General features: G+C 57.9%; 21 protein-coding genes and 1 tRNA gene. 9 read left to right on the top strand and 13 right to left on the bottom strand.

All coding sequences use genetic code 11. The features are described 5' to 3' along the window. Window positions 1–4: 4 nt before the first annotated feature. From fabZ to rpsB, 10 genes are all read right to left on the bottom strand, one after another. Window positions 5–451, bottom strand: a complete 447-nt coding sequence (fabZ, locus tag QLQ16_RS02015; RefSeq protein WP_283223008.1) for a 3-hydroxyacyl-ACP dehydratase FabZ — start codon at window positions 449–451, stop codon at window positions 5–7. Window positions 452–453: 2 nt separating this feature from the next. Further along, window positions 454–1434, bottom strand: coding sequence for a UDP-3-O-(3-hydroxymyristoyl)glucosamine N-acyltransferase (gene lpxD, locus QLQ16_RS02010; RefSeq protein WP_283223007.1), 981 nt, complete (start codon window positions 1432–1434; stop codon window positions 454–456). A 29-nt stretch (window positions 1435–1463) separates the two neighbouring features. After that, window positions 1464–1982 carry an OmpH/Skp family outer membrane protein gene (locus QLQ16_RS02005; RefSeq protein WP_283223006.1) on the bottom strand — a complete coding sequence of 173 codons (519 nt, stop codon included), beginning with the start codon at window positions 1980–1982 and terminating at the stop codon, window positions 1464–1466. Continuing rightward, complete coding sequence (gene bamA / locus QLQ16_RS02000; RefSeq protein ID WP_431310366.1) at window positions 1982–4285, bottom strand: outer membrane protein assembly factor BamA; 2304 nt, start codon at window positions 4283–4285, stop codon at window positions 1982–1984. Before bamA ends, QLQ16_RS02005 begins: the two co-directional genes overlap by 1 nt. A gap of 128 nt (window positions 4286–4413) precedes the next feature. Further along, window positions 4414–5610: a 1-deoxy-D-xylulose-5-phosphate reductoisomerase gene (gene ispC, locus QLQ16_RS01995; RefSeq protein WP_283223005.1), complete on the bottom strand. Its 1197-nt coding sequence runs from the start codon at window positions 5608–5610 to the stop codon at window positions 4414–4416. A 10-nt stretch (window positions 5611–5620) separates the two neighbouring features. Further along, window positions 5621–6469 carry a phosphatidate cytidylyltransferase gene (locus tag QLQ16_RS01990; RefSeq protein ID WP_283223004.1) on the bottom strand — a complete coding sequence of 283 codons (849 nt, stop codon included), beginning with the start codon at window positions 6467–6469 and terminating at the stop codon, window positions 5621–5623. Between the two features lie 73 nt (window positions 6470–6542). Continuing rightward, on the bottom strand, window positions 6543–7103 hold the full coding sequence (gene frr, locus QLQ16_RS01985) for a ribosome recycling factor (RefSeq protein ID WP_283223003.1): 561 nt from the start codon (window positions 7101–7103) through the stop codon (window positions 6543–6545). A 24-nt stretch (window positions 7104–7127) separates the two neighbouring features. Beyond that, on the bottom strand, window positions 7128–7850 hold the full coding sequence (pyrH, locus tag QLQ16_RS01980) for a UMP kinase (protein ID WP_283223002.1): 723 nt from the start codon (window positions 7848–7850) through the stop codon (window positions 7128–7130). 53 nt (window positions 7851–7903) lie between these two features. Next, window positions 7904–8797 carry a translation elongation factor Ts gene (gene tsf, locus QLQ16_RS01975; protein ID WP_283223001.1) on the bottom strand — a complete coding sequence of 298 codons (894 nt, stop codon included), beginning with the start codon at window positions 8795–8797 and terminating at the stop codon, window positions 7904–7906. Window positions 8798–8875: 78 nt separating this feature from the next. Further along, on the bottom strand, window positions 8876–9625 hold the full coding sequence (gene rpsB / locus QLQ16_RS01970) for a 30S ribosomal protein S2 (protein ID WP_283223000.1): 750 nt from the start codon (window positions 9623–9625) through the stop codon (window positions 8876–8878). Between the two features lie 203 nt (window positions 9626–9828). Here rpsB and QLQ16_RS01965 point away from each other — a divergent pair, with 203 nt between their 5' ends. Continuing rightward, window positions 9829–11178: an amidase gene (locus QLQ16_RS01965; protein ID WP_283222999.1), complete on the top strand. Its 1350-nt coding sequence runs from the start codon at window positions 9829–9831 to the stop codon at window positions 11176–11178. A gap of 5 nt (window positions 11179–11183) precedes the next feature. Continuing rightward, the gene (locus tag QLQ16_RS01960; protein WP_283222998.1) at window positions 11184–12653 is read left to right on the top strand and encodes an NAD(P)H-hydrate dehydratase; all 1470 of its coding nucleotides are present in this window, start codon (window positions 11184–11186) and stop codon (window positions 12651–12653) included. A 58-nt stretch (window positions 12654–12711) separates the two neighbouring features. On the opposite strand, the gene rnr is transcribed toward QLQ16_RS01960, so the two are convergent. Continuing rightward, a complete protein-coding gene (gene rnr / locus QLQ16_RS01955; RefSeq protein WP_283222997.1) occupies window positions 12712–15018 on the bottom strand; it encodes a ribonuclease R in 2307 nt (768 codons plus the stop codon). An 18-nt stretch (window positions 15019–15036) separates the two neighbouring features. Here rnr and QLQ16_RS01950 point away from each other — a divergent pair. Then, window positions 15037–15121 (top strand) — tRNA-Leu (locus QLQ16_RS01950). Window positions 15122–15250: 129 nt separating this feature from the next. On the opposite strand, the gene rimO is transcribed toward QLQ16_RS01950, so the two are convergent. Together rimO and phaR are read right to left on the bottom strand one after the other, a co-directional pair. Beyond that, window positions 15251–16639 (bottom strand): 30S ribosomal protein S12 methylthiotransferase RimO, encoded by a 1389-nt coding sequence (rimO, locus tag QLQ16_RS01945; RefSeq protein ID WP_283222996.1) that lies wholly within the window; start codon window positions 16637–16639, stop codon window positions 15251–15253. 57 nt (window positions 16640–16696) lie between these two features. After that, window positions 16697–17266, bottom strand: a complete 570-nt coding sequence (gene phaR, locus QLQ16_RS01940; RefSeq protein WP_431310365.1) for a polyhydroxyalkanoate synthesis repressor PhaR — start codon at window positions 17264–17266, stop codon at window positions 16697–16699. A 187-nt stretch (window positions 17267–17453) separates the two neighbouring features. Between phaR and QLQ16_RS01935 the strand changes: the two genes are divergently transcribed. Genes QLQ16_RS01935 through ybgC form a run of 6 tightly spaced genes read left to right on the top strand, consistent with a single transcriptional unit; the run spans window position 17454 to window position 21832 of the window. Next, complete coding sequence (locus tag QLQ16_RS01935) at window positions 17454–18092, top strand: riboflavin synthase (protein WP_283222995.1); 639 nt, start codon at window positions 17454–17456, stop codon at window positions 18090–18092. Next, window positions 18089–19216, top strand: a complete 1128-nt coding sequence (gene ribBA / locus QLQ16_RS01930) for a bifunctional 3,4-dihydroxy-2-butanone-4-phosphate synthase/GTP cyclohydrolase II (RefSeq protein WP_283222994.1) — start codon at window positions 18089–18091, stop codon at window positions 19214–19216. The genes QLQ16_RS01935 and ribBA overlap by 4 nt, the downstream gene beginning before the upstream one ends. A 2-nt stretch (window positions 19217–19218) precedes the next feature. Then, window positions 19219–19716: a 6,7-dimethyl-8-ribityllumazine synthase gene (ribH, locus tag QLQ16_RS01925; RefSeq protein WP_283222993.1), complete on the top strand. Its 498-nt coding sequence runs from the start codon at window positions 19219–19221 to the stop codon at window positions 19714–19716. Continuing rightward, window positions 19716–20219, top strand: coding sequence for a transcription antitermination factor NusB (gene nusB, locus QLQ16_RS01920; protein WP_283222992.1), 504 nt, complete (start codon window positions 19716–19718; stop codon window positions 20217–20219). Before ribH ends, nusB begins: the two co-directional genes overlap by 1 nt. A gap of 15 nt (window positions 20220–20234) precedes the next feature. Continuing rightward, window positions 20235–21422 carry a pyridoxal phosphate-dependent aminotransferase gene (locus QLQ16_RS01915; protein WP_283222991.1) on the top strand — a complete coding sequence of 396 codons (1188 nt, stop codon included), beginning with the start codon at window positions 20235–20237 and terminating at the stop codon, window positions 21420–21422. Next, entirely contained in the window at window positions 21419–21832 is a 414-nt protein-coding gene (ybgC, locus tag QLQ16_RS01910) for a tol-pal system-associated acyl-CoA thioesterase (protein WP_283222990.1), read from the top strand. The genes QLQ16_RS01915 and ybgC overlap by 4 nt, the downstream gene beginning before the upstream one ends. Window positions 21833–21914: the final 82 nt, after the last annotated feature.

Here is a 21914-nt window from a genome sequence, read left to right as displayed (position 1 = left end):
GTGTTCAGGCCTGAGGAATTTTCCGCATGGTACACATCAACTCGGCCTCGGTCGCGATGTCATCACCCACTTTGGCTCGAGCCTTGAACTTGAAAATACCAGCTTTCATGCGGTCGAGTTCCACCTCAAGGATGAGCTGGTCACCAGGCTCCACAGGGCGCTTGAAGCGCGCACCATCGATGCCCGCAAAGTAATACACCGTTTGATCGTCAGGCGTTTCACCCAGCGTGTCAAAAGCCAACAAGGCCGCAGCTTGTGCCAGGGCTTCGAGCATCAAGACACCCGGCATGACGGGGCGATGCGGGAAATGACCCAGGAAATGCGGCTCATTGATGGACACGTTTTTGAGCGCCTTGATCCGTACGCCCTTTTCCAACTCCAACACACGGTCCACCAACAAAATGGGATAGCGGTGCGGGAGTTGCTTGAGAATTTGGTGGATGTCCATCATGGTCAATTTTCCTTGTTATTTTGAATCTCGGATTCAAGCGCTTTGATGCGTTCTCGCAATCGTGAAAGTTGTTTGAGGCTGGCAGCGTTCTTTTCCCAGTTGGCATTGCTGTCCAAGGGAAACATGCCGGTGTACTGACCCGCTTGCAATATGGAACGTGTGACCACCGAGGCTGCAGAAATGTGCACATGATCGGCCAGGGTCAGGTGTCCCAAGACCACCGCACCACCGCCAACGGTGCAATGCGCACCGATGCGAGCACTGCCTGCTACCCCGACACAACCGGCCATCGCCGTGTGCTTGCCGATGTGCACGTTGTGGCCAATTTGAATCAGGTTGTCGAGTTTGACGCCATCTTCAATGACTGTGTCATCCAGTGCACCGCGGTCGATGCAGGTGTTGGCGCCAATTTCCACATCGTCACCGATGCGCACAGCCCCCAACTGTTCGATTTTTTCCCATTGCCCTTGGTGCAGTGCAAAGCCAAAACCATCGGCCCCGATCACCACCCCAGAATGCACCATGCAACGGGCACCAAGATGGCAATCTTCACCCACGGTGACGCGGGATTTCAAAACGGTTCCTGCGCCCACACGGGCACCCCGCTCAATGACGCACAGGGGGCCGATGACGGCATCATGGGCGACGAAGGCGTCTTCGTCGATCACTGCGCTGGGGTGGATGCGCGAACGCTGGGGCTTTTGGTGCGTTTGTTTCCACAAACGGGTCAAGCGCGCAAAGTACAGATAGGGATCATCCGTCACGATGGCGGCAGGTCGCGCGGCTACCAAATTTTCAAACGCAGGCGCGACGATGACGCACGCTGCCAAACTTTCGGCCAATTGACTTTGGTAGCGAGGATGACTGAGAAAGCTGATCTGATTGGATTGAGCCGACTGCAATGGTGCAAGACCCACAATGTCCAACTGCGCATCCCCCAGCAATCGACCACCCAGCACCTCAACGATCGAAGCCAGCTTCACGCGCTACCTCTTGAACAGGCCAAAGCCTGTTACTTACCCGCTGTGGCGTTGAGCGCCTTGATGACTTTTTCGGTGATGTCGTGCTTGGGGTTGATGTAGACGGCTTCCTGGAAAACGACATCGTATTTCTCAGACTCAGCCACCTGTTTGACTGCACGGTTGGCGCGCTCGACCACGATTTGCTGCTCTTCGTTTTTACGGGCATTCAAATCTTCTTGGAATTCACGGCGCTTGCGCTGGAACTCACGGTCTTGCTCCAGCAACTGCTTTTGACGAGCTGTGCGTTGTGACTCTGCCAAGGTGGGAGCTTCGCGTTCGAACTTTTCAGAAGCCAGTTTCAAGGCGTTACCAGCATCCACGAGTTCTTTTTCGCGGCGGGAAAATTCTTGCTCAAGCTTGGCTTGAGCCTGCTTGGCTGTCGCCGCCTCGCGGAAAATGCGTTCGGTGTTGACGAACCCCAGCTTGAATTCCTGGGCTTGCGCCAAAGAACTGAAAGTGGCGGTTGCAGCAAGCAACGCCAGGGCGATGGTGGAGCGAAACGGTTTCATTAGAAGGAAGTTCCGATTTGGAATTGAAGTTTTTGGATTCTATCGCCAGTCTGCTGGCGAATAGGGACACCATATGAAAAGCGCAAGGGGCCCATCGGCGAAATCCAGCTCAAACCGATACCGGCTGAGGCGCGAAGCTCACCAAAGGAAACCTTTTCGTCCTGACCGAATGCTTTGCCCACATCGGTGAAAGCGAACATGCGGAGTGTCTTGTCATTGCCCGCCCCTGGAAACGGTGTGATGAATTCTGCGTTGAACACCACTTTCTTGGGGCCACCTAAGTAAATGCCTGTTGTGGACGATTTGGGGCCGAGGGTGGATTGTTCAAATCCTCGCACACTGCCCAAGCCGCCCACATAGAAGTTCTTGAACAACGGATAGTCCTGCCCATTCAAGCCCTGCCCCCATCCGAGATCCGTGTTGAAAGCAAACGTGTATTTCTTGCTGAGGGGAATGTACTGCTGATACTTGTAGTTCGTTCGGGCGTAACGCACATCACCTGCCACACTGACGTCAGCGGTGAAGCTTTGCAAAGACCCTTTGGTCGGAACCAAAGCACTGTCTCGCGCGTCGTGGGCCCACCCCAAGGTCAAAGGAATCGCCGTGCTCTTGCTGCCGAATTTCAGGGCGTAGTTGGCATATTCTGTTGGCAAATTCGTGCCCGCAACGATCTGCGTCTGCTCCAAATTAGCCCCCACAAAGACCCTGTCGGTTTCGGTGATCGGCACGCCAAAACGCAAACCCAAGCCCGAATTGACAAGGCTGTAAGAGTTCAGATCGCCCAGATAAGGCCTGGTCGTCCTGTGGAACAGATCGAACGATCTTGAAATGCCATTCTGTGTGAAGTAAGGATCGGTGGTGCTGACCACATAATTGCGGTTGTACTTGCTGGTATTGACTTGCAGTGCCAAGTAGTTACCCGATCCAAAAGCATTTTCTTGCTGGATACCGAACGTCAGGGCAATTTTTTCAGTGGACGAAAAGCCTGCGCCCAGAGAAATGCTGCCGGTTGGTTTTTCCGTCACGCTGAACAACAAATCCACCTGATCGGGAGCGCCTGAGATTTCCTGCGTGTCCACATTCACATCTGTGAAATAACCCAGGCGATTGACGCGGTCGCGTGACAAGTTGATCTTGTCACCGTCGTACCAAGCAGACTCCAACTGTCGGAACTCTCGGCGGATGACTTCGTCCCGTGTGCGGTTATTGCCCGCCACCAAAATGCGGCGCACATACGCCCGACGGGAAGGTTCAGCTTGCAGGACAAACTGAACCCGGTTGTTTTGACGGTCAATGATGGGCTTGGCGTCTACCCGGGCAAAAGCAAATCCAAATTTCCCGAAATAATCAGTGAAGGCTTTGGTGGTTTCTGCCACCGTTTCCGCGTTGTACGGTTGGCCAGAAACGATCTTCACCAAGGACTTGAACTCGTCTTCTTTGTCAAGGTAATTGCCTTCGAGTTTGACCCCCGACACAACAAAGCGCTCGCCTTCCGTCACGTTGATGGTGATGGCCATTTCCTGCTTGTCAGGGGACATGGCCACTTGGGTGGACTCAATCCGAAACTCTAGGAAACCTCGAGACAGGTAATAGGAACGCAATGCTTCCAGATCGCCATTGAGCTTGGTTCTGGAGTAGCGGTTGGACTTGGTATACCAACTCATCCAGCCGCCGGTGTCAAGGTTGAACTGATCGCGCAGCGTGTCGGTTGAAAAAGTCTTGTTGCCGACCAATTCGATCTTGGCGATTTTGGCCGGACCACCTTCAGTGATGGTGAAAGTCAAATTGACACGGTTGCGATCAATCGGTGTGGCAGTGGTCACCACTTCAGCGGCATAAAGACTGCGGCTGATGTACTGACGCTTGAGTTCTTGCTCGGCCTTGTCCGCCAAAGCTTTGTCATACGGGCGGCCTTCTGCCAAGCCCACTTCCTTGAGCGCCTTGCTCAGGACATCCTTGTCAAATTCTTTGAGGCCGATAAATTCAACGGCAGCCACCGATGGCCGCTCTTCCACCACCACAACCAAAACGTCGCCCTGAGTTTCAAGACGCACATCTTTGAACAAACCCAAGGCAAACAAGGCGCGAATCCCCGAAGCGCCCTTGTCATCGGTGTATTGATCCCCCACGCGAAAGGGCAAGGAGGCAAAGACCGTCCCTGGCTCGATCCGTTGCAAACCTTCGACGCGAATATCGCGGACAGTGAAAGGATCCACGGCCCACGAAGGCAAACAAGCCATGGCCGATGCCAACAAGGTCAAAGCCGCAGGATTCATGCGCGCGCGAACGGTTGAGAAATTCATGGGTGATCCGGTGAAGATGCAAGGGCTTAAGCAATGAACCCTTGGCCACTGCCGTGGTCATCGTGATCATATCTCAGGTGTCTGGAAATACCCACTTTGAGCGGGCCACACTTCAGGTAAAAAAACCGTCAAATGTTCAGCGCTTTGACAATGGATTTCGCTGCTTCACGCCCTCGACGGTCCAGATCCATCAAATCTTCCAGATTTTGTGGCGCAGGATTGGTGATGCGGTCCAAGGTCGCGCGGTTCACCGCATGGATCTGATCAAACCTGATGTGTCGATTCAAGAATGCCTCGACCGAAATTTCATTGGCCGCGTTGAGCAAGGCACAACTGCCAGGTGCACCGTTCAATGTTTCCCAGGCCAAGTTCAAGCCTGGAAAGCGTTCAGGGTGACCATGGTCATCCATGGCCTCAAAAGTCATGGCGGCCAAAGCATGGAAATCCAACGCTGATGCGCCCGATGTCATCCGCTCAGGCCAGCTCAAACCATAGGCAATGGGCACACGCATGTCCGGCGTGCCGAGTTGAGCGACCACCGAGTTGTCCTGGTACTGGACCATGGAATGGATGACGCTTTGGGGATGAATCACCACCTCCAATTGAGCGGGTTTCATCCCAAATAAGTACCGCGCCTCAATGACTTCCAGCGCCTTGTTCATCATGGTGGCCGAGTCCACCGAGATCTTGCGCCCCATGACCCAGTTGGGGTGAGCGCAGGCTTGTTCAGGTGTCACATCCTTCAAGGTGGCAGGATCACGTCCACGAAATGGCCCGCCGGAGGCCGTCAAAATGATTTTTTGAACACGGTTTTGCCAGGTCGCAGGATCTTCCGGAAGAGACTGAAAGATCGCGGAATGCTCACTGTCAATGGGCAGCAACACGGCCCCACCCTGTTTAACAGCAGACAGAAACACATCGCCCCCCACCACCAAGGCTTCCTTGTTGGCCAAGAGAAGGCGCTTACCGGCTTTGGCGGCCGCCAAACAGGGTGACAAGCCCGCAGCGCCCACGATGGCCGCCATGACGGCATCCACAGGGGGCGCGCTGGCGACTTCATCCAAGGCCTCAGCACCCCAACGCACTTGTACAGGCAAACCTTCGGCTTTGATTCTGTCCGCCAACAACCGACCTGACAATTCTTGGGCCATCACGGCCACTTGGGGCTTGAACTGCGCGCATTGCGCCAACATCAAATCGACTTGGCTGGATGCAGTCAAGGCATAGACCGCAAACCGATCAGGGTGGCGCGACAAGACGTCCAAAGTGCTGGTCCCAATGGAACCCGTGGAGCCTAAAATCGTAATGTGGTGTTTCTTGTTCATCGTTGCTCCATCAGATCCAGGTCATGAGCATCATGGCCAAAGGCAATGTGGGCAAGAGGGCATCCACTCGGTCGAGCACACCGCCGTGACCTGGCAGCAAGCCTGAACTGTCCTTCATGCCCACGCTGCGCTTGACCAAAGACTCGACCAAATCACCCACCACACTCATGGCGCACATGAAAAGCAAGGCAGGCCAAGCCACCCAAGCGCCTTTGGCAAACAGCAACGAATAAAAACTCAAGTCTGGCAAAGCCCAGTGTTTGTCCACTTCAGCCCACACCAAAGCAACCAGCATCACCCCCAGCATGCCGCCAAACACACCCTCCCAGCTTTTGCCAGGACTGATGCTGGCGGCCAATTTGACAGACACCATTCGACCGCCCAATGCGCGACCAAAGAAATAAGCAAACACGTCAGCAGCCCAGACCAAAACCAAAACAGACAGCAGAAAATTCACACCACGTTGATGGGCTTGAGCCATGGCCAGCCAAGCCATGGTCAGCAACAGCAACCCGACCGCCCAGCGCAGCCCCTGAGGCCACAAAGCCCAAGCTGCCACACCTCGGTGGATCATCCAGGCCCCCAGCAAGACCCAGCCAGCACCGGCCAACAACCACAATTGCGGCGGGGTTGAAGTCACCCAACCCATGCGCCAAGCCAATCCGCACAAGGCCAAGGTCAAGAGCGCGCCCACCCACGACCACAGCGAGCCCATGACATTCAAGCGTCCCCATTCCCAAGCACCGGCGGCTATCATGACCACCGTCAACGCCATGAATGGCATGGGGTTGGACGCAAACAATGCGGGCAGCATCAGGGCCAACAGAACCAGTGCAGTGATGACTCTTTGCTTGAGCATGCTTTCTCCAGAAAAAAAGGCCGCCAAAGGGCGGCCATTCAGGCCGTGGGGTGCCACGGCATCGTACGCAAACTCAGACCGCCATGATCTCTTGTTCTTTGGCAGCCACCAGTTGGTCAATCTCGGTCATGCGCTTGTCGGTCAATTTTTGCACATCGGCTTCTGCGCGCTTTTGATCGTCTTCGGATGCCAGTTTGTCTTTGACCAGCTTTTTGACCGATTCGTTGGCATCGCGGCGCAAGTTGCGGATGGCAATCTTGCCGTTCTCGCCTTCGGTGCGCGCGAGTTTGGTCATCTCTTTGCGGCGCTCTTCGCTCATCGGCGGCATGGGCACGCGAATCAGTTCACCCATGGATGAGGGGTTCAAGCCCAAGTCGCTTTCACGAATGGCTTTTTCGATCTTGGCGCCCATGCCTTTTTCCCAAGGCTGCACGCTGATGGTGCGGGCATCCATCAAGGACACGTTGGCCACCTGCGACAAAGGCACCATGGAGCCGTAATAGTCGACATGGATGGTGTCGAGCAATGCGGGGTTGGCGCGTCCTGTCCGGATTTTGGTCAGGTTGTTTTTGAATGCCGCAATGGATTGCTCCATCTTGGTCTCGGTTGTTTTTTTGATGTCAGCTATGGTCATGGGGTTCTCCTCGTCAGAACGCGTTCAAGCATAAACCAAGGTGCCTTCGTCTTCGCCCATCACCACGCGCTTCAAAGCGCCATTTTTGATGATCGAAAACACCTTGATCGGCAGCTTCTGGTCACGGCACAAGGCAAAAGCGGTCGCGTCCATGATGCCCAAGTTGCGGGAAATGGCCTCATCGAAGCTGATTTCGCTGTAACGGGTGGCCGATGGATCTTTCTTGGGGTCAGCGGTGTAAACGCCATCGACCTTGGTGGCCTTGAGCACCATCTCAGCACCAATTTCTGCGCCACGCAATGCGGCTGCCGTGTCGGTGGTGAAAAACGGGTTGCCTGTTCCAGCTGCAAACACCACCACTTTGCCCTCTTCGAGGTATTGCAAAGCCTTGGGGCGCACATAGGGCTCCACCACTTGGTCAATGCCAATGGCCGACATGACGCGAGCGGTCAAACCGGCTTTGTCCATGGCGTCGGCCAAAGCCAGTGAGTTCATCACGGTGGCCAACATGCCCATGTAGTCGGCCGTGGCGCGGTCCATGCCGACCGAGCCGCCAGCGACGCCGCGAAAAATATTGCCGCCACCAATGACCACCGCCACCTGAACGCCCAGTCGAGTGACTTCGGCGATCTCTTCAGACATGCGAACAATGGTGGCGCGGTTGATACCAAAAGCGTCGTCCCCCATCAGGGCCTCGCCGGACAGCTTGAGCAATATGCGCTTATAGGCTGGCTTGGCTTCGGACATGATGGACTCCTTCAATATGGATACGAACGATGGGATGACGCGATGGATTCAAATCAAGCAGCAGCTTGTGCAGCAGCCACTTGCGCAGCCACTTCAGCAGCGAAGTCGTCCACTTTCTTTTCAATGCCTTCGCCGACCACGAACAAGGTGAAGGCCTTGACGGTAGTGCTGTTGGCTTTGAGCATTTGTTCAACGGTTTGCTTGTCGTTTTTCACGAAAGGTTGGTTGAACAAGGAGACTTCTTTGAGGTACTTCTGAACCGAACCGTCGATCATTTTGGCGGCAATGTCAGCAGGCTTGCCAGACTCAGCAGCTTTGGCGGTGGCCACAGAACGCTCTTTTTCGATCAACTCAGCTGGCACATCGGCGCTGGTCAAAGCCACGGGCTTCATGGCGGCCACATGCATGGCCACGTCTTTGGCCGCTTGCTCTTGGCCTTCGAATTCAACCAAGACGCCAATGCGTGTGCCGTGCAGGTAAGTGGCCAATTGGGCACCACCGGCCGCACGCTTGAAGCGGCGGAAGCTCATGTTCTCACCAATCTTGCCGATCAGGCCTTTGCGAACTTCTTCCAAAGTGGGGCCAAAACCGTCTTGGCTGTAAGGCAGCTCACCCAGAGCAGCCACGTCGGCGGGGTTGTGCTTGGCCACCAACTGCGCAGCAGCATTGGCCAGGGCCAGGAAGCTGTCGTTTTTGGTCACAAAGTCAGTTTCGCAGTTCACTTCGATCATGGCGCCAGTGTTGCCTTCAACGAAGCTGGTGACCACGCCTTCGGCGGTCACACGCGATGCGGCTTTGCCGGCTTTGGTGCCGAGCTTGACGCGCAACAACTCTTCAGCTTTGGCCATGTCGCCATCGGCCTCGGTCAGGGCTTTTTTGCACTCCATCATGGGAGCGTCGGTTTTTGCGCGCAGTTCAGCGACCATGCTTGCGGTAATTGCAGCCATTTGATTTCTCCGTATTCAATCTAAAAGTCAGGTTAAAAAAAAGGGGCCACAAAGCCCCTTTCACCGAGTCTTGGGGAATCAGGCCGAAGCGTCTTCCACTTCGACGAACTCGTCAGCGCCTTCGGTCACAGCCTTGACCACATCGTTGACGGCGTTGGCACGGCCTTCGATGATGGCGTCAGCGATGCCACGGGCATACAAAGCCACGGCCTTGGCCGAGTCATCGTTACCGGGAATGATGTAGTCGATGCCTTCGGGCGAGTGGTTAGAGTCGACCACACCGATCAATGGGATGCCCAACTTCTTGGCTTCGGCGATGGCGATCTTGTGGTAGCCCACGTCGATCACAAAGATCGCGTCAGGCAAAGTAGCCATATCTTGGATACCACCGATGTCTTTTTCGAGTTTTTCGATCTCGCGCTTGAACATCAGTTGTTCTTTTTTGCTCAGGCTGTCGAGGCCGACTTCTTGCTGGGCCTTCATGTCCTTCAGACGCTTGATCGAGGTCTTGACGGTTTTGAAGTTGGTCAGCATGCCGCCCAACCAGCGTTGGTCAACGAAAGGCACGCCAGCGCGTTGGGCTTCAGCAGCCACCAGCTCACGGGCTTGGCGCTTGGTACCCACCATCAAGATGGTGCCGCGGTTGGCAGACAGTTGTTTCGCGAATTTGATCGCATCCTGGAACATCGGCAGCGATTTTTCCAGGTTGATGATGTGAATCTTGTTGCGGTGGCCGAAGATGAAGGGGGCCATCTTGGGGTTCCAGAAGCGGGTTTGGTGGCCGAAGTGGACACCGGCTTCCAGCATTTCGCGCATGGTAACGGACATAAAGTACTCCAAAGGTTGTTTCTTAAATCCAACCCACTGATCACACCGAATCTGTTTCGGCGCAACACCTTGAGGGGCTGGTTTGCGGATGTGCTTGCTGCTTTTGAGTTTCTTGGACGCAAGTAGCGCATATGACAGACGCTCAGAGCAACAAAGCCTTAGGATTATAGCATCCTGACTCAGCCTCAATGGAGCCTTTGCACATGAAAGCCGACCTGATTGCCACCCGACAATCGATTTTGAATGGCGAAATCCACCCCCAAGCCGTGGCCGAAGCTTGTCTGGACCGAGCCCAAAGCTCGGCCTGCAAAGATGTGTTCCTGGAGTTGACACCCGAAACCTTGCTCGAGACCGCCGTGCAAGCTGCCCCCTTTGAAAGCCCACTGGCTGGGCTGTCCGTCTCGATCAAAGATCTTTTTGATGTGCAGGGCCAAGTCACGACAGCGGGCTCGATCGTGTTGCAAAACCGCCCCCCCGCCTCAAACGACGCCACCGCCATCAAAAGGCTGAAAGCGGCAGGTGCTGGACTGATTGGGCGCACCAACATGGTGGAGTTTGCTTTGTCTGGCGTGGGCGTGAACCCCCACCACGGCACCCCGGCCGCCTGGGATGCTCGCACCGAGCAAGCAGTAGGCCAGCAACATCAGGCCCATGTACCCGGCGGCTCCAGTTCGGGCGCTGCCGTTTCCGTGGCCACCGGGGCTGCGTTCATTGGTTTGGGCTCGGACACGGGGGGGTCCATCCGCATCCCGGCTGCACTCAATGGTCTTGTTGGTTTCAAAAACACTGCACGGCTGGTGCCCACCTCGGGCGCCCTGCCCCTGTCCACCACACTCGACACCGTCTGCGCCCTGACCCGCACGGTGCGCGACACGGTCTTGGCGCACGAAATTTTATCCAACCGCACGGTGCCCAGCGCCCACCGCCCCTTGGCTGGCTTCCGCCTGGCTGTGGTGAACACCTTGATGCAAGACCAAATGGATGCCCAAGTGGGCCGCGCCTTTGAACGCAGCTTGGCCACCTTGCGCAGCGCCGGCGCGCAAATCACCGACATAGACCTGCCTGAACTGCTCGAGTTGGCGCCCATGATGAGCACGGGAGGCTTTAGCCCCGCCGAAGGCTATGCATGGCACCGACAACTGTTGGAGAAAGACGGTGCCCGCTACGACCCGCGTGTGGCGCAACGCCTCCTGCGCGGCGAAGGCATGATGGCCTGTGAATACATCGATTTGTTGCAGGCTCGCGCCCATTGGATCGAGCGCATGACGCTTGCACTGCAAAACTTCGACGCGGTTTTATCCCCCACCACCCCCATCACCGCCCCCAAGTTCAGCGATGTGGCTCCCGGCAAAGAGCGGGATGCAGAATTTTTCAGGGTCAACGGGCTGATGCTGCGCAACACCAGCGTGGTCAACACGATGGACGGATGCGGCATCAGCCTGCCTTGCCATCAAGCGGGTGATTTTCCCGTCGGCTTGATGGCATGGCATGGCGCGATGCAAGACGACACCATTTTGCAATTGGCGCTGGTGCTGGAACCGCTGCTGAACTGATCCGCATGGAAAAACTCAGCCCTTTGAGCCACTGGCCGGTCTACCAACGAGACAGCTTGCGCGCCCTGGAGCGCGAACTGCAAGCCAGAAGCACAAAACCATTGATGGAGCAAGCGGGCCAAGCTGCCGCCCAACTGGCGCTGGCCACGGCGCCCCATGCCCGTCGCATCTGGGTGGCTGCTGGCCCTGGAAACAACGGTGGGGACGGTTTGGAGGCCGCCAAGCATTTACATCTGGCCGGCAAAGAAGTCATCGTCAGCCTTTTGCTCGACCCGGACAAACACCCAGCCGATGCCAAGGCCGCCTTGGCCCGCGCACTGCAAGCCGGCGTAGCCGTTCAAAACCAACTACCCTCAGCCTGGCTCGCCAGCATGACCGAGCAGGACTTGTGCATCGACGCCTTGCTGGGCATCGGTGGCACGAAACCTCTGAATACTGAATTGCAAAATTGGGTGAACGCGATGAACACCTCGCCAGCCCAGGTGCTGGCCATCGACATCCCCACCGGATTGGACGCAGATTCAGGGCTGGTCCCGCCCGAGAACCTGGCGGTAAATGCAAGCCACACCCTGACTTTTTTGGCGGGCAAACCCGGCCTCTTCATGAACCATGGTCGGGACGTGTGCGGGCAAATTTGGCTGGACCGCCTGGAAGGTGGATTGCCTGCCCACAGAACTTTTCAAAAACCAGCGCCCCAGGCGATGCTCAATGTGGCGACTACGCGGCACATCAAAACCCATGCCAGCCACAAAGGCAGCCATGGCGACGTCGTGATCGTGGGCGGTGCACTGGGCATGGGCGGTGCCGCCGTGCTGGCAGCCACTGCGGCCTTGCATGCGGGTGCGGGCCGTGTCATGGTCAGCTGGTTGGGCGGGTCCGCCAACACGCTGCCACCGGATGTGATGCAACCAGACGCAGCCGCGTTGGAACTGGAGCGCCTCAGTGTGGTGGCGGGCTGCGGTGGTGGGCAGGCCATCGCCGAGCGTTTACCGGACATCTTGCAACGCAGCGCCCATCTGATTTTGGACGCCGACGGCCTCAATGCACTGGCCGCTGACGAGGGTTTGAAGACACTCTTACGTTTGCGAGGTGCCGGGAAACCCACCGTGCTCACGCCGCATCCGCTCGAAGCGGCACGCCTTTTAGGCATCAGCACAGCCCAGGTGCAAAGCGATCGGCTGAAATCTGCGCAACGCATCGCAGACCTGTTTTCATGCGTGGTGGTGCTCAAAGGCTCAGGCTCTATCGTGGCGGCGCCTGACCACCTTCCGGTCATCAACACCACCGGCAATGGTCGCTTGGCCACCGGTGGCACCGGCGATGTGTTGGCAGGGCTGGTGGGCGCTCGCATGGCCCAAGGCATGAACGCCTGGGATGCCACATGCACAGCAGTCCATCAACATGGATTGATCGCTGACCAATGGCCTGCAGACAAGGGCTTAACCGCCCAGCACTTGGCCCTGCAAATTCAGTGATGCGGCCATGAAAAAGGCCATGCGATGCATCGCATGGCCTGCACAGGACTCACACCCTTCAGCGGCGAGAACGACTTGAGCGTGGTCCTTTGGGCTTGCCTGCGACCTTCTTGGTCGAGGCTTTTTTCACCGAGGCCTTGAGCGCCTGAATCGGTGAGCGGTTGCGTTCGGCATCGGCCATCCGGCGGTCTGCGGCACGGTCGCCCTTGACGGCACCTTGCCGTTTCTTGGCTTGTGGCACGTCGGCAGCAGACACGCCTTTGTCACGCATGGCGCGGGGCAGCAAATCGTCACCGGGATGGACCAAGCGGAAATCGATCTTGCGACCGTCCAGATCCACACGACTGACCTGCACTTGCACCCGTGTGCCAATGGCATAGCGGATACCGGTGCGTTCACCACGCAATTCTTGGCGCAACTCGTCAAAGCGGAAATACTCCCCGCCCAACTCGGTGATGTGCACCAGACCTTCGACGTACAAGGCATCCAGAGTCACGAAGATACCGAAGCTCGTGGCCGCCGACACGACACCGCCATACTCTTCGCCCAGGTGCTCGCGCATGTACTTGCACTTGAGCCAGGCTTCCACATCACGGCTGGCTTCGTCGGCACGGCGTTCGTTGGCGCTGCAATGCAGGCCCGCGGCCTCCCAGGCTTGCTGATCAGCAGCAGACATCCGCACGCGTGGGGCATTGGCATCCGATGCGCCTTTGGCTGCTTTGTTCTTTTCCAAGCGTTTGGTCAGCTTGGCATGGGCTTCACCGGGCACCGGCAAATTGGGCAATTTGTACTTACGGCCCAGCAAAATCGACTTGATGACCCGGTGAACCAGCAAATCTGGGTAGCGGCGGATCGGGCTGGTGAAGTGGGTGTAAGCCTCGTAGGCCAAACCAAAGTGACCACTGTTGACCGGCGTGTAAATGGCCTGCTGCATCGAGCGCAAAAGCATGGTGTGGATTTGCTGCGCATCCGGGCGGTCCTTGGTCGCTTGCGCGATCTTCTGAAACTCGCTGGTGTGCGGGTCGTCGCTGATGCTCATGCCCAAGCCCAACGCCTTGAGGTAATTGCGCAGGATGTCTTTTTTCTCGGCCGTCGGGCCTTCGTGCACACGGAACAAACCCGGGTGTTGGCCTTGTTGGATGAAGTCAGCGCTGCAAACGTTGGCCGCCAGCATGGCCTCTTCAATCAGGCGGTGCGCTTCGTTGCGCACGCGCGGCACGATTTTCTCAATGCGACCACTTTCATCGCACACGATCTGGGTTTCGGTGGTTTCAAAGTCCACCGCCCCGCGCGTCGCACGGGACGCCAGCAAGGCACGGTACACGTCTTGCAGGTTCATCAGGTCGTTCACACGGGCTTTGCGCTTCAATGCCTCTGGTCCACGTGTGTTGGCCAAAATCGCTGCCACCTCGGTGTAGGTGAAGCGCGCATGGCTGTGCATCACCGCCGGATAAAACTGGTAGGCATGCACATCACCCTTGGCATTGACCAGCATGTCGCAGACCATGCAAAGGCGATCGACATCGGGGTTGAGCGAGCACAGGCCATTGGACAGCTTTTCGGGCAGCATCGGGATCACCCGACGGGGGAAATACACGCTGGTGGCGCGGTCGTAGGCATCGATGTCGATGTCGCTTCCCGTTTGCACATAGTGGCTCACATCGGCAATCGCCACCAGCAAACGCCAGCCTTTACCGCGACCGACTTTGGCCGGTTCGCAATACACCGCATCGTCAAAGTCACGCGCATCCTCACCATCGATGGTGACCAAAGGCACGTCGCGCAAATCCACGCGGTCTTTGCGATCCTGAGCGCGGACTTTATCCGGCAAGCCCTTGGCCTGGTCCAGACAGCCTGCAGAAAATTCGTGGGGCACACTGTATTTGCGCACCGCAATTTCGATCTCCATGCCTGGATCGTCGATCTCGCCCAGCACTTCCTTCACGCGGCCCACGGGTTGACCAAACAAAGCGGGCGGCTCGGTCAATTCGACCACCACCACCTGACCCACTTTGGCCGTGCCTGTGGCCCCTTTGGGGATCATGACGTCTTGGCCGTAGCGTTTGTCCTCGGGGGCAACAAGCCACAGCCCACCCTCTTGCAACAAGCGGCCAATGATGGGCTGCTCGGGTCGTTCAACGATCTCGACAATGCGTCCTTCAGGCCGACCCTTGCGGTCTTGGCGCACGATGCGGACCTTCACGCGGTCACGGTGCAAAACCGCACGCATCTCATTGGGTGACAGATAAATGTCCGACTCACCGTTGTCACGGATCAGAAACCCGTGCCCATCACGGTGCCCTTGGACACTGCCTTCAAATTCTTCCAGCAATACGCTGGTTGGAGCTACTTTTTTGATATACAATCCTTTTATTCCTGAGGCGCCCAGATGGCGGAATTGGTAGACGCACTAGTTTCAGGTACTAGCGCTGAGAGGCGTGGAGGTTCGAGTCCTCTTCTGGGCACCAATCTTATCGAATAAGATGCATTCAAAGCCGTTGATTTCTGATCAACGGCTTTTTTGTTGCCCAATTCACAAAGCGACGAAAAACGGCCCAAGCCGTCAGCCTGGCGGCTGAACAGCATCGGCCCGAACATCAAACCGGAACCCCCACCAAGTCGTGACCTTCCACACCCACGATGCGGGCACGGATGAGTTCTCCGACTTTGAATGTTTTGCTGATTTTTTCGGGCGGCAGCAAACGCACCACGCCGTCGATCTCGGGTGCATCGCCATAACTGCGGGCGATGCCACCACGGCGGCCCATGGCTGGCGCCGAATCCACCAAGACCTGCATGCTCGAGCCCACGCGTTGGTGCAACCGGGCGATCGACACCTCTTCGGCCACCGCCATGAAACGGGCACGGCGATCTTCGCGCACCGCATCGGGCAACATGCCGGGCAAGTCGTTGGCGGTCGCGCCTTCCACTGGGCTGTAGGCAAAACACCCTGCACGGTCAATTTGCGCTTCGCGCAGGAAGTCGAGCAAATGCTGGAATTCTTCTTCGGTCTCACCGGGGAAGCCCGCGATGAAGGTGCTGCGGATGACGAGTTCAGGACACAGTTCGCGCCAGCGCTGGATCCGCTCGAGGTTTTTCTCGCCACTGGCTGGGCGCTTCATGCGCTTGAGCACATCGGGGTGACTGTGCTGGAAAGGCACATCCAGATAAGGCAGCACCAAGCCTTCGGCCATCAAGGGGATGATGTCGTCCACGCTGGGGTAGGGGTAAACATAGTGCAAGCGCACCCAGGCATCGTGCTCACGGGCCATCTCACCCAAGGCGCGCACCAACTCCAGCATGCGGGTCTTGATGGGCTTGCCATCCCAAAACCCGGTGAGGTATTTCACATCAACACCATAAGCAGAAGTGTCCTGGCTGATGACCAACAACTCTTTGACACCGCCTTCAAACAAGGCTTTGGCCTCTTTGAGCACATCGCCAATCGGGCGGGACACCAGATCACCCCGCATGGACGGGATGATGCAGAAAGTGCAGCGGTGGTTGCAGCCCTCGCTGATTTTCAAATAGGCATAGTGGCGGGGCGTGAGCTTGAGGCCTGCCTCGCCAAAACCGCCTGGCACCAGATCGAGAAAAGGATCATGCGGTTTGGGCAGATGGGTGTGCACCGCATCCATCACTTCTTGTGTGGCGTGGGGACCGGTCACCGCCAACACGCTGGGGTGCATCTCGCGGATCATGTTGCCACCGCCCTCACCCGTCTTGGCGCCCAGGCAGCCGGTGACGATCACTTTGCCATTTTCATTGAGGGCTTCGGCAATCGTGTCCAAGCTTTCCTTGACGGCATCGTCGATGAAGCCGCAGGTGTTGACGATGACCAAATCGGCACCGTCAAAAGTTTTGGAGGTTTGGTAACCCTCAGCGCTCAGTTGCGTGAGGATCAACTCGGAGTCGGTCAAGGCCTTGGGGCATCCCAGGCTGACAAAGCCCACTTTGGGGGCGGGATTGGAATTCGTTTCGCTCATGCCCCCATTGTCCCCGCAAAAACGTCTGCGTTGTGACAAAAGGCCATGTTGTCTCGATCAAGTCCTCAAACCCAGGACCCCCAGCATCTGCTCGGCGTTTTTCTGGATCTGTTTTTGCATTTGCTCCTGCATTTGGGCCATCACGTTCTGTGAAGGATTGGCCAAACCTGAAAACATGTTTTGCATCAGCGGGTTTTGCCACTGCATGAATTGCGCCCAAACCTCAGGACTCAAGGCCTGGGGGTTGGCGCCCAACTTGGATTGCCAGTCCATGAAAGACTGCACATGGTTCTCCAAATAAGACCCCATGTAACCCTGCATGGTGTGGCCATAAAAACGGATGATGTTGGACAGCACCGCCTCGCTGAACATGGGCACGCCAGCCGACTCTTCTTCCAAAATGATTTGCAACAAGATGGAGCGCGTGAGGTCTTCGCCGGTTTTGGCATCACGCACCACCATGGCAGCGCCGTTCATGACCAGCTTTTTCACCTCCGCCAAGGTCACATAGGCCGACGCTTGTGTGTCGTACAAACGCCGATTGGGGTACTTCTTGATCGTGCGCACCTCGACCGATGCGTCTGCAGTTGCATCGGGGGAATCGTTGGGAGTGGTGGACTTGGGCACAAAGGATTCCAAAAATCACAATTAACAGCAAACATGCTGCACTGCAACAGATTTTAGGCAGCCCACGGGTCACTCAGAACTCTGTTTACCCTGATAAAACTGGAAGATTCGATGCCCACTTCGCCTCTTCAGGGGTTTTTATTGTCTGCCGGTCCGATTCAGCCGCAATCCCTGCGAAAATAGATGAATGTTTACCGGAATCATCACCGGCGTGGGGCGAATCGTCGCCATTCACGACCTGGGTCGCTCTTTACTCCATGGCAAGCGCCTCACCATCGAGGCCCCCGCCGGGTACCTTGACGATGTGGGCTTGGGCGACAGCATCGCCCTCAACGGCGCTTGCATGACCGTCACCACCTTCAGCCCCGAGAGCCGTCAATTCACGATCGACATCTCGGCCGAATCGTTGGATAAAACCAGCGGCTTGGACAAAGAAGGCCCCATCAACCTCGAAAAAGCGCTGCGCGCCCACGACCGACTGGGTGGGCACATCGTGTCCGGTCACGTCGATGGCGTGGGCCACATCAGCCACTTTGCCCAGATCGGCGAAAGCTGGGAGTTGCGCATTCTGGCGCCCCATGCCTTGGCCAAATACCTGGCTTACAAAGGCTCGATCACGGTCAATGGTGTGAGCCTCACGGTCAACCGCGTGACCGATCTGGCCGATGGCTGCGAGATCAGCATCAACCTCATCCCCCACACCGTGGACAACACGGCGCTGGGCAGCTTGTCTGCTGGCTGCCCTGTCAACCTCGAAATCGACACCGTCGCCCGCTACGTTGAACGCATGCTCAGCGCTGGCCTGATCCAGAAAGACCCTTCATGAACGCCCCAGAGCAACTGAAACCCGTGGCGATCTCGCCCGTCGAAGAGATCGTGGCCGAAATGAAGGCTGGTCGCATCGTGATCTTGGTTGACGAAGAAGACCGCGAAAACGAAGGCGATCTGGTGCTGGCCTCTGACCACGTCACGCCCGAAGCCATCAACTTCATGGCCCGCTTTGGCCGAGGCCTGATTTGCCTGACGCTCACCCGCGAGCGTTGCGAGTTCCTGAAGCTCCCGCCCATGGCAGCCCGCAACGGCACCGTTTACAGCACGGCGTTTACCGTGTCGATTGAAGCCGCTGAAGGCGTGACCACCGGCATCTCGGCCGCTGACCGCGCCAAGACCGTGCAAGTGGCGGTGGCCAAGTCCAGCCAGCCCACCGACCTGGTGCAGCCAGGTCACATCTTCCCGCTGCAAGCCGTGGACGGTGGCGTGCTCATGCGCGCAGGCCACACCGAAGCCGGTTGCGATTTGGCCGCCATGGCCGGTTGCTCCCCCTCTTCTGTGATCTGCGAGATCATGAAAGACGACGGCACCATGGCCCGTCTGCCCGATTTGCAAATCTTCGCCGCCGAGCACGGCCTCAAGATCGGCACCATTGCCGACCTGATCGAATACCGCAGCCGCAACGAATCTCTGGTCGAGCGTATCGGCAGCCGAACCTTGCACACCGCACACGGCGAATTCACGGCCCACGCCTTTCGCGACCAACCCAGCCAAACCGTGCACCTGGCGCTGGTCAAAGGCCAGTGGTCGGCCGCCACCGAAGTGCCTGTGCGTGTGCACGAGCCCCTGTCGGTGCTCGACGCGCTGGAAATCAACCGGTCCATGCACTCTTGGAGCCTGGACACCAGCTTGCAGTACCTCAACGCCCAAGGCTGTGGCGTGGCCGTGCTGCTCAACTGCGGCGAATCGGCCGACCAGTTGCTGGCCCAATTTGAAGGGCGTGCCCGCTCTGCACAAGCGCCCGAGCGCGGCAAGATGGACCTGCGCACCTACGGCGTGGGCGCTCAAATTCTGCGTGAATGCGGCGTGCACAAAATGAAACTCATGGGCCAACCCCGCCGCATGCCCAGCATGACCGGCTACGGCCTCGAAATCACCGGCTACATCCCCAAGGAATAAACATGCTCGACGCGAACAAAGGTCAAGAACAAGAACTCGACGGTCAATTCCTGCACATTGGCATCGTCCAAGCGCGCTTCAACGAAGACATCACCAATGCCTTGGCGGCAGCCTGCATCCAGGAACTCGAAGCCCTGGGCGTGTCCAACATCGACCACGTCATGGTGCCCGGCGCCCTGGAAGTGCCGATTGCCCTGCAAGCCATGGCCGAGCGTGCCGAATACGATGCGCTGATTGCCTTGGGCTGCATCATCCGTGGCGAGACCTACCACTTTGAATTGGTGGCCAACGAGTCGGGCGCAGGCGTGAGCCGCATCGCACTGGACTACAACTTGCCGATCGCCAACGCGATCTTGACCACCGAGAACCTCGAGCAAGCCGTGGCCCGTCAAACCGAAAAAGGCCGCGACGCTGCCCGCGTGGCCGTCGAGATGGCTTGCCTGATGGAAGACCTCTCGGCCGACTTGGCCGAAGAACTTGACGACGAAGAGACCGCCTGATGAACGATCAGACCGCCCCCCAGACCCCCGCAGCCGCAGGCACCCGAAAGTCCTCGGCCAAGCCCGCCCGCAGCCGCTCGCGTGAATTCGCGCTGCAGGCGCTGTACCAGCACATCGTGGGCCGCAACGAAGCGTCTGACATCGATGTGTTCACGCGTGACCTGTCGGGCTTTCACAAAGCCGACTCGGCCCACTACGACGCCCTGCTCTACGGCTGCACCGAACAAGCCCAAGCCCTGGACGCCCTGATCGGCCCCAAACTGGACCGCAGCTTTGCCGAGATCTCACCGGTGGAGCACGCCGTGATGTGGATCGGCGTTTACGAGCTGCAGCATTGCCTGGACGTGCCTTGGCGCGTGGTGCTCAACGAGTGCATCGAGTTGGCCAAAGACTTTGGCGGCACCGACGGCCACAAATACGTCAACGCGGTGCTGGGCGGCTTGGCCCCCGAGCTGCGTGCTGCCGAAGTGCAAGCCGACCGCCAAGCCGGTCGCATCAAGTAAGGCCACCCGCTGAACATGCGCATCTCTCAACGCGCCGAGCGGATCGAGCCGTTTTACGTGATGGAGGTGGCCAAGGCCGCCTCGCAAAAAGCCCGTGAAGTGGCCCACACCGACCGACCGGTCGTGTTCCTCAACATTGGCGAGCCTGACTTCACCGCACCGCCTTTGGTTCAGGCGGCGGCGCAAGCGGCCATCGATGCCGGCCAGACCCAATACACCCCGGCTTTGGGCCTGGAGCCTTTGCTCCAGGCCATCAGCGACTGGTATGGCACGCGCTTTGGCGTTCAAGTGCCGGCCAAGCGCATCGTCATCACCGCAGGCGCATCGGCCGCTTTGCAACTGGCCTGCCTTGCCCTGATCGATCGCGGCGATGAAATCCTGATGCCCGACCCAAGCTACCCTTGCAACCGCCACTTTGTGAGTGCAGCAGAAGGCGTGGCCAAGTTGATCCCCACCACGGCCGATGAGCGCTTTCAGCTCAGCGCCGACAAAGTCGCCGCCGCCTGGGGGCCGCACACTCGCGGCGTCTTGCTGGCCTCACCCTCCAACCCCACGGGCACGTCCATCGATCCGGCCGAATTGCGCCGCATCCACGAGGTGGTGCAGGCACGCGGTGGCATCACCCTGATCGACGAGATTTACCTGGGCCTGAGCCACGATGAACAGTTTGGTCACAGCGCTTTGGCGCTGGGCGAAGACATCGTCAGCATCAACAGCTTCAGCAAATACTTCAACATGACCGGTTGGCGTCTGGGCTGGTTGGTGGTGCCAGAGGCACTGGTGCCGGTGCTCGAACGCTTGGCGCAAAACCTGTTCATTTGTGCCAGCACCGTGGCCCAACAAGCGGCCCTGGCCTGCTTTGAGCCCGCGAGCCTGGCCGAATACGAGCGCCGCCGTACCGAGTTCAAGGCCCGGCGTGACTACTTCATCCCTGCCCTGAACGCGCTGGGCCTGACGGTGCCCGTGGCCCCCGACGGCGCTTTTTACGCTTGGGCCGACTGCACATCCGCCTGCCAAAAACTGGGCCTCAAGGACAGTTGGGACTTTGCCTTTGCCGCGCTGGAACATGCCCATGTGGCCATCACACCCGGCCGCGACTTTGGCACCGACCAGACTGCGCGCTTCGTGCGGTTTTCTACGGCCAACTCGATGACCGAATTGCAAACGGCCATTGCGCGCCTGAAAGCTTGGTTGCACCCATGAACACGCCTTTTGAATTCCCCATCCGCATTTATTGGGAAGACACCGACGCCGGTGGCATCGTGTTCTATGCCAACTACCTGAAGTTCTTTGAACGCGCCCGCACCGAATGGCTGCGCAGCCTGGGTTTTGGCCAGCAGGTGTTGCGCGACGCATCGGGCGGCATGTTCGTGGTGAGCGAAACCGCTGTCAAGTACCATTCCCCAGCCCGCTTGGACGATACTTTGCGGGTGACCGCCGAGCTGCAAGAGGCCGGTCGGGTCAGCCTGACCATTGCCCAACGCGCTTACCTGCACAGCCCCGGCCAAACCGACCGTTTGCTGGCCGAAGGCACCATTCGCATCGGCTGGGTGGACAGCCAAACTTTGAAACCGGGCCGCATTCCGGCCACCGTTCTGGAAGCTTTGAAATGAAAGCCCCACGCTCATCACTTTGTGTAATCGCTGCCCCCCGAGGGGGCACAGGTCGCCCTTGGGGCGGCCCATCGGGAGACCT

Source organism: Limnohabitans lacus, from assembly GCF_030053395.1.
Classification (GTDB): domain Bacteria; phylum Pseudomonadota; class Gammaproteobacteria; order Burkholderiales; family Burkholderiaceae_C; genus Limnohabitans_A; species Limnohabitans_A lacus.
This window is presented reverse-complemented; position numbering and strand designations above follow the sequence as displayed.

Excerpts from the sequence above, each read along its gene's own strand:
- fabZ (WP_283223008.1), bottom strand. The coding sequence starts at position 451 with ATGATGGACATCCACCAAATTCTCAAGCAACTCCCGCACCGCTATCCC.
- QLQ16_RS02005 (WP_283223006.1), bottom strand. The coding sequence starts at position 1,982 with ATGAAACCGTTTCGCTCCACCATCGCCCTGGCGTTGCTTGCTGCAACC.
- bamA (WP_431310366.1), bottom strand. The coding sequence starts at position 4,285 with ATGAATTTCTCAACCGTTCGCGCGCGCATGAATCCTGCGGCTTTGACC.
- ispC (WP_283223005.1), bottom strand. The coding sequence starts at position 5,610 with ATGAACAAGAAACACCACATTACGATTTTAGGCTCCACGGGTTCCATT.
- QLQ16_RS01990 (WP_283223004.1), bottom strand. The coding sequence starts at position 6,469 with ATGCTCAAGCAAAGAGTCATCACTGCACTGGTTCTGTTGGCCCTGATG.
- frr (WP_283223003.1), bottom strand. The coding sequence starts at position 7,103 with ATGACCATAGCTGACATCAAAAAAACAACCGAGACCAAGATGGAGCAA.
- pyrH (WP_283223002.1), bottom strand. The coding sequence starts at position 7,850 with ATGTCCGAAGCCAAGCCAGCCTATAAGCGCATATTGCTCAAGCTGTCC.
- tsf (WP_283223001.1), bottom strand. The coding sequence starts at position 8,797 with ATGGCTGCAATTACCGCAAGCATGGTCGCTGAACTGCGCGCAAAAACC.
- rpsB (WP_283223000.1), bottom strand. The coding sequence starts at position 9,625 with ATGTCCGTTACCATGCGCGAAATGCTGGAAGCCGGTGTCCACTTCGGC.
- QLQ16_RS01965 (WP_283222999.1), top strand. The coding sequence starts at position 9,829 with ATGAAAGCCGACCTGATTGCCACCCGACAATCGATTTTGAATGGCGAA.
- QLQ16_RS01960 (WP_283222998.1), top strand. The coding sequence starts at position 11,184 with ATGGAAAAACTCAGCCCTTTGAGCCACTGGCCGGTCTACCAACGAGAC.
- rimO (WP_283222996.1), bottom strand. The coding sequence starts at position 16,639 with ATGAGCGAAACGAATTCCAATCCCGCCCCCAAAGTGGGCTTTGTCAGC.
- QLQ16_RS01935 (WP_283222995.1), top strand. The coding sequence starts at position 17,454 with ATGTTTACCGGAATCATCACCGGCGTGGGGCGAATCGTCGCCATTCAC.
- ribBA (WP_283222994.1), top strand. The coding sequence starts at position 18,089 with ATGAACGCCCCAGAGCAACTGAAACCCGTGGCGATCTCGCCCGTCGAA.
- ribH (WP_283222993.1), top strand. The coding sequence starts at position 19,219 with ATGCTCGACGCGAACAAAGGTCAAGAACAAGAACTCGACGGTCAATTC.
- nusB (WP_283222992.1), top strand. The coding sequence starts at position 19,716 with ATGAACGATCAGACCGCCCCCCAGACCCCCGCAGCCGCAGGCACCCGA.
- QLQ16_RS01915 (WP_283222991.1), top strand. The coding sequence starts at position 20,235 with ATGCGCATCTCTCAACGCGCCGAGCGGATCGAGCCGTTTTACGTGATG.
- ybgC (WP_283222990.1), top strand. The coding sequence starts at position 21,419 with ATGAACACGCCTTTTGAATTCCCCATCCGCATTTATTGGGAAGACACC.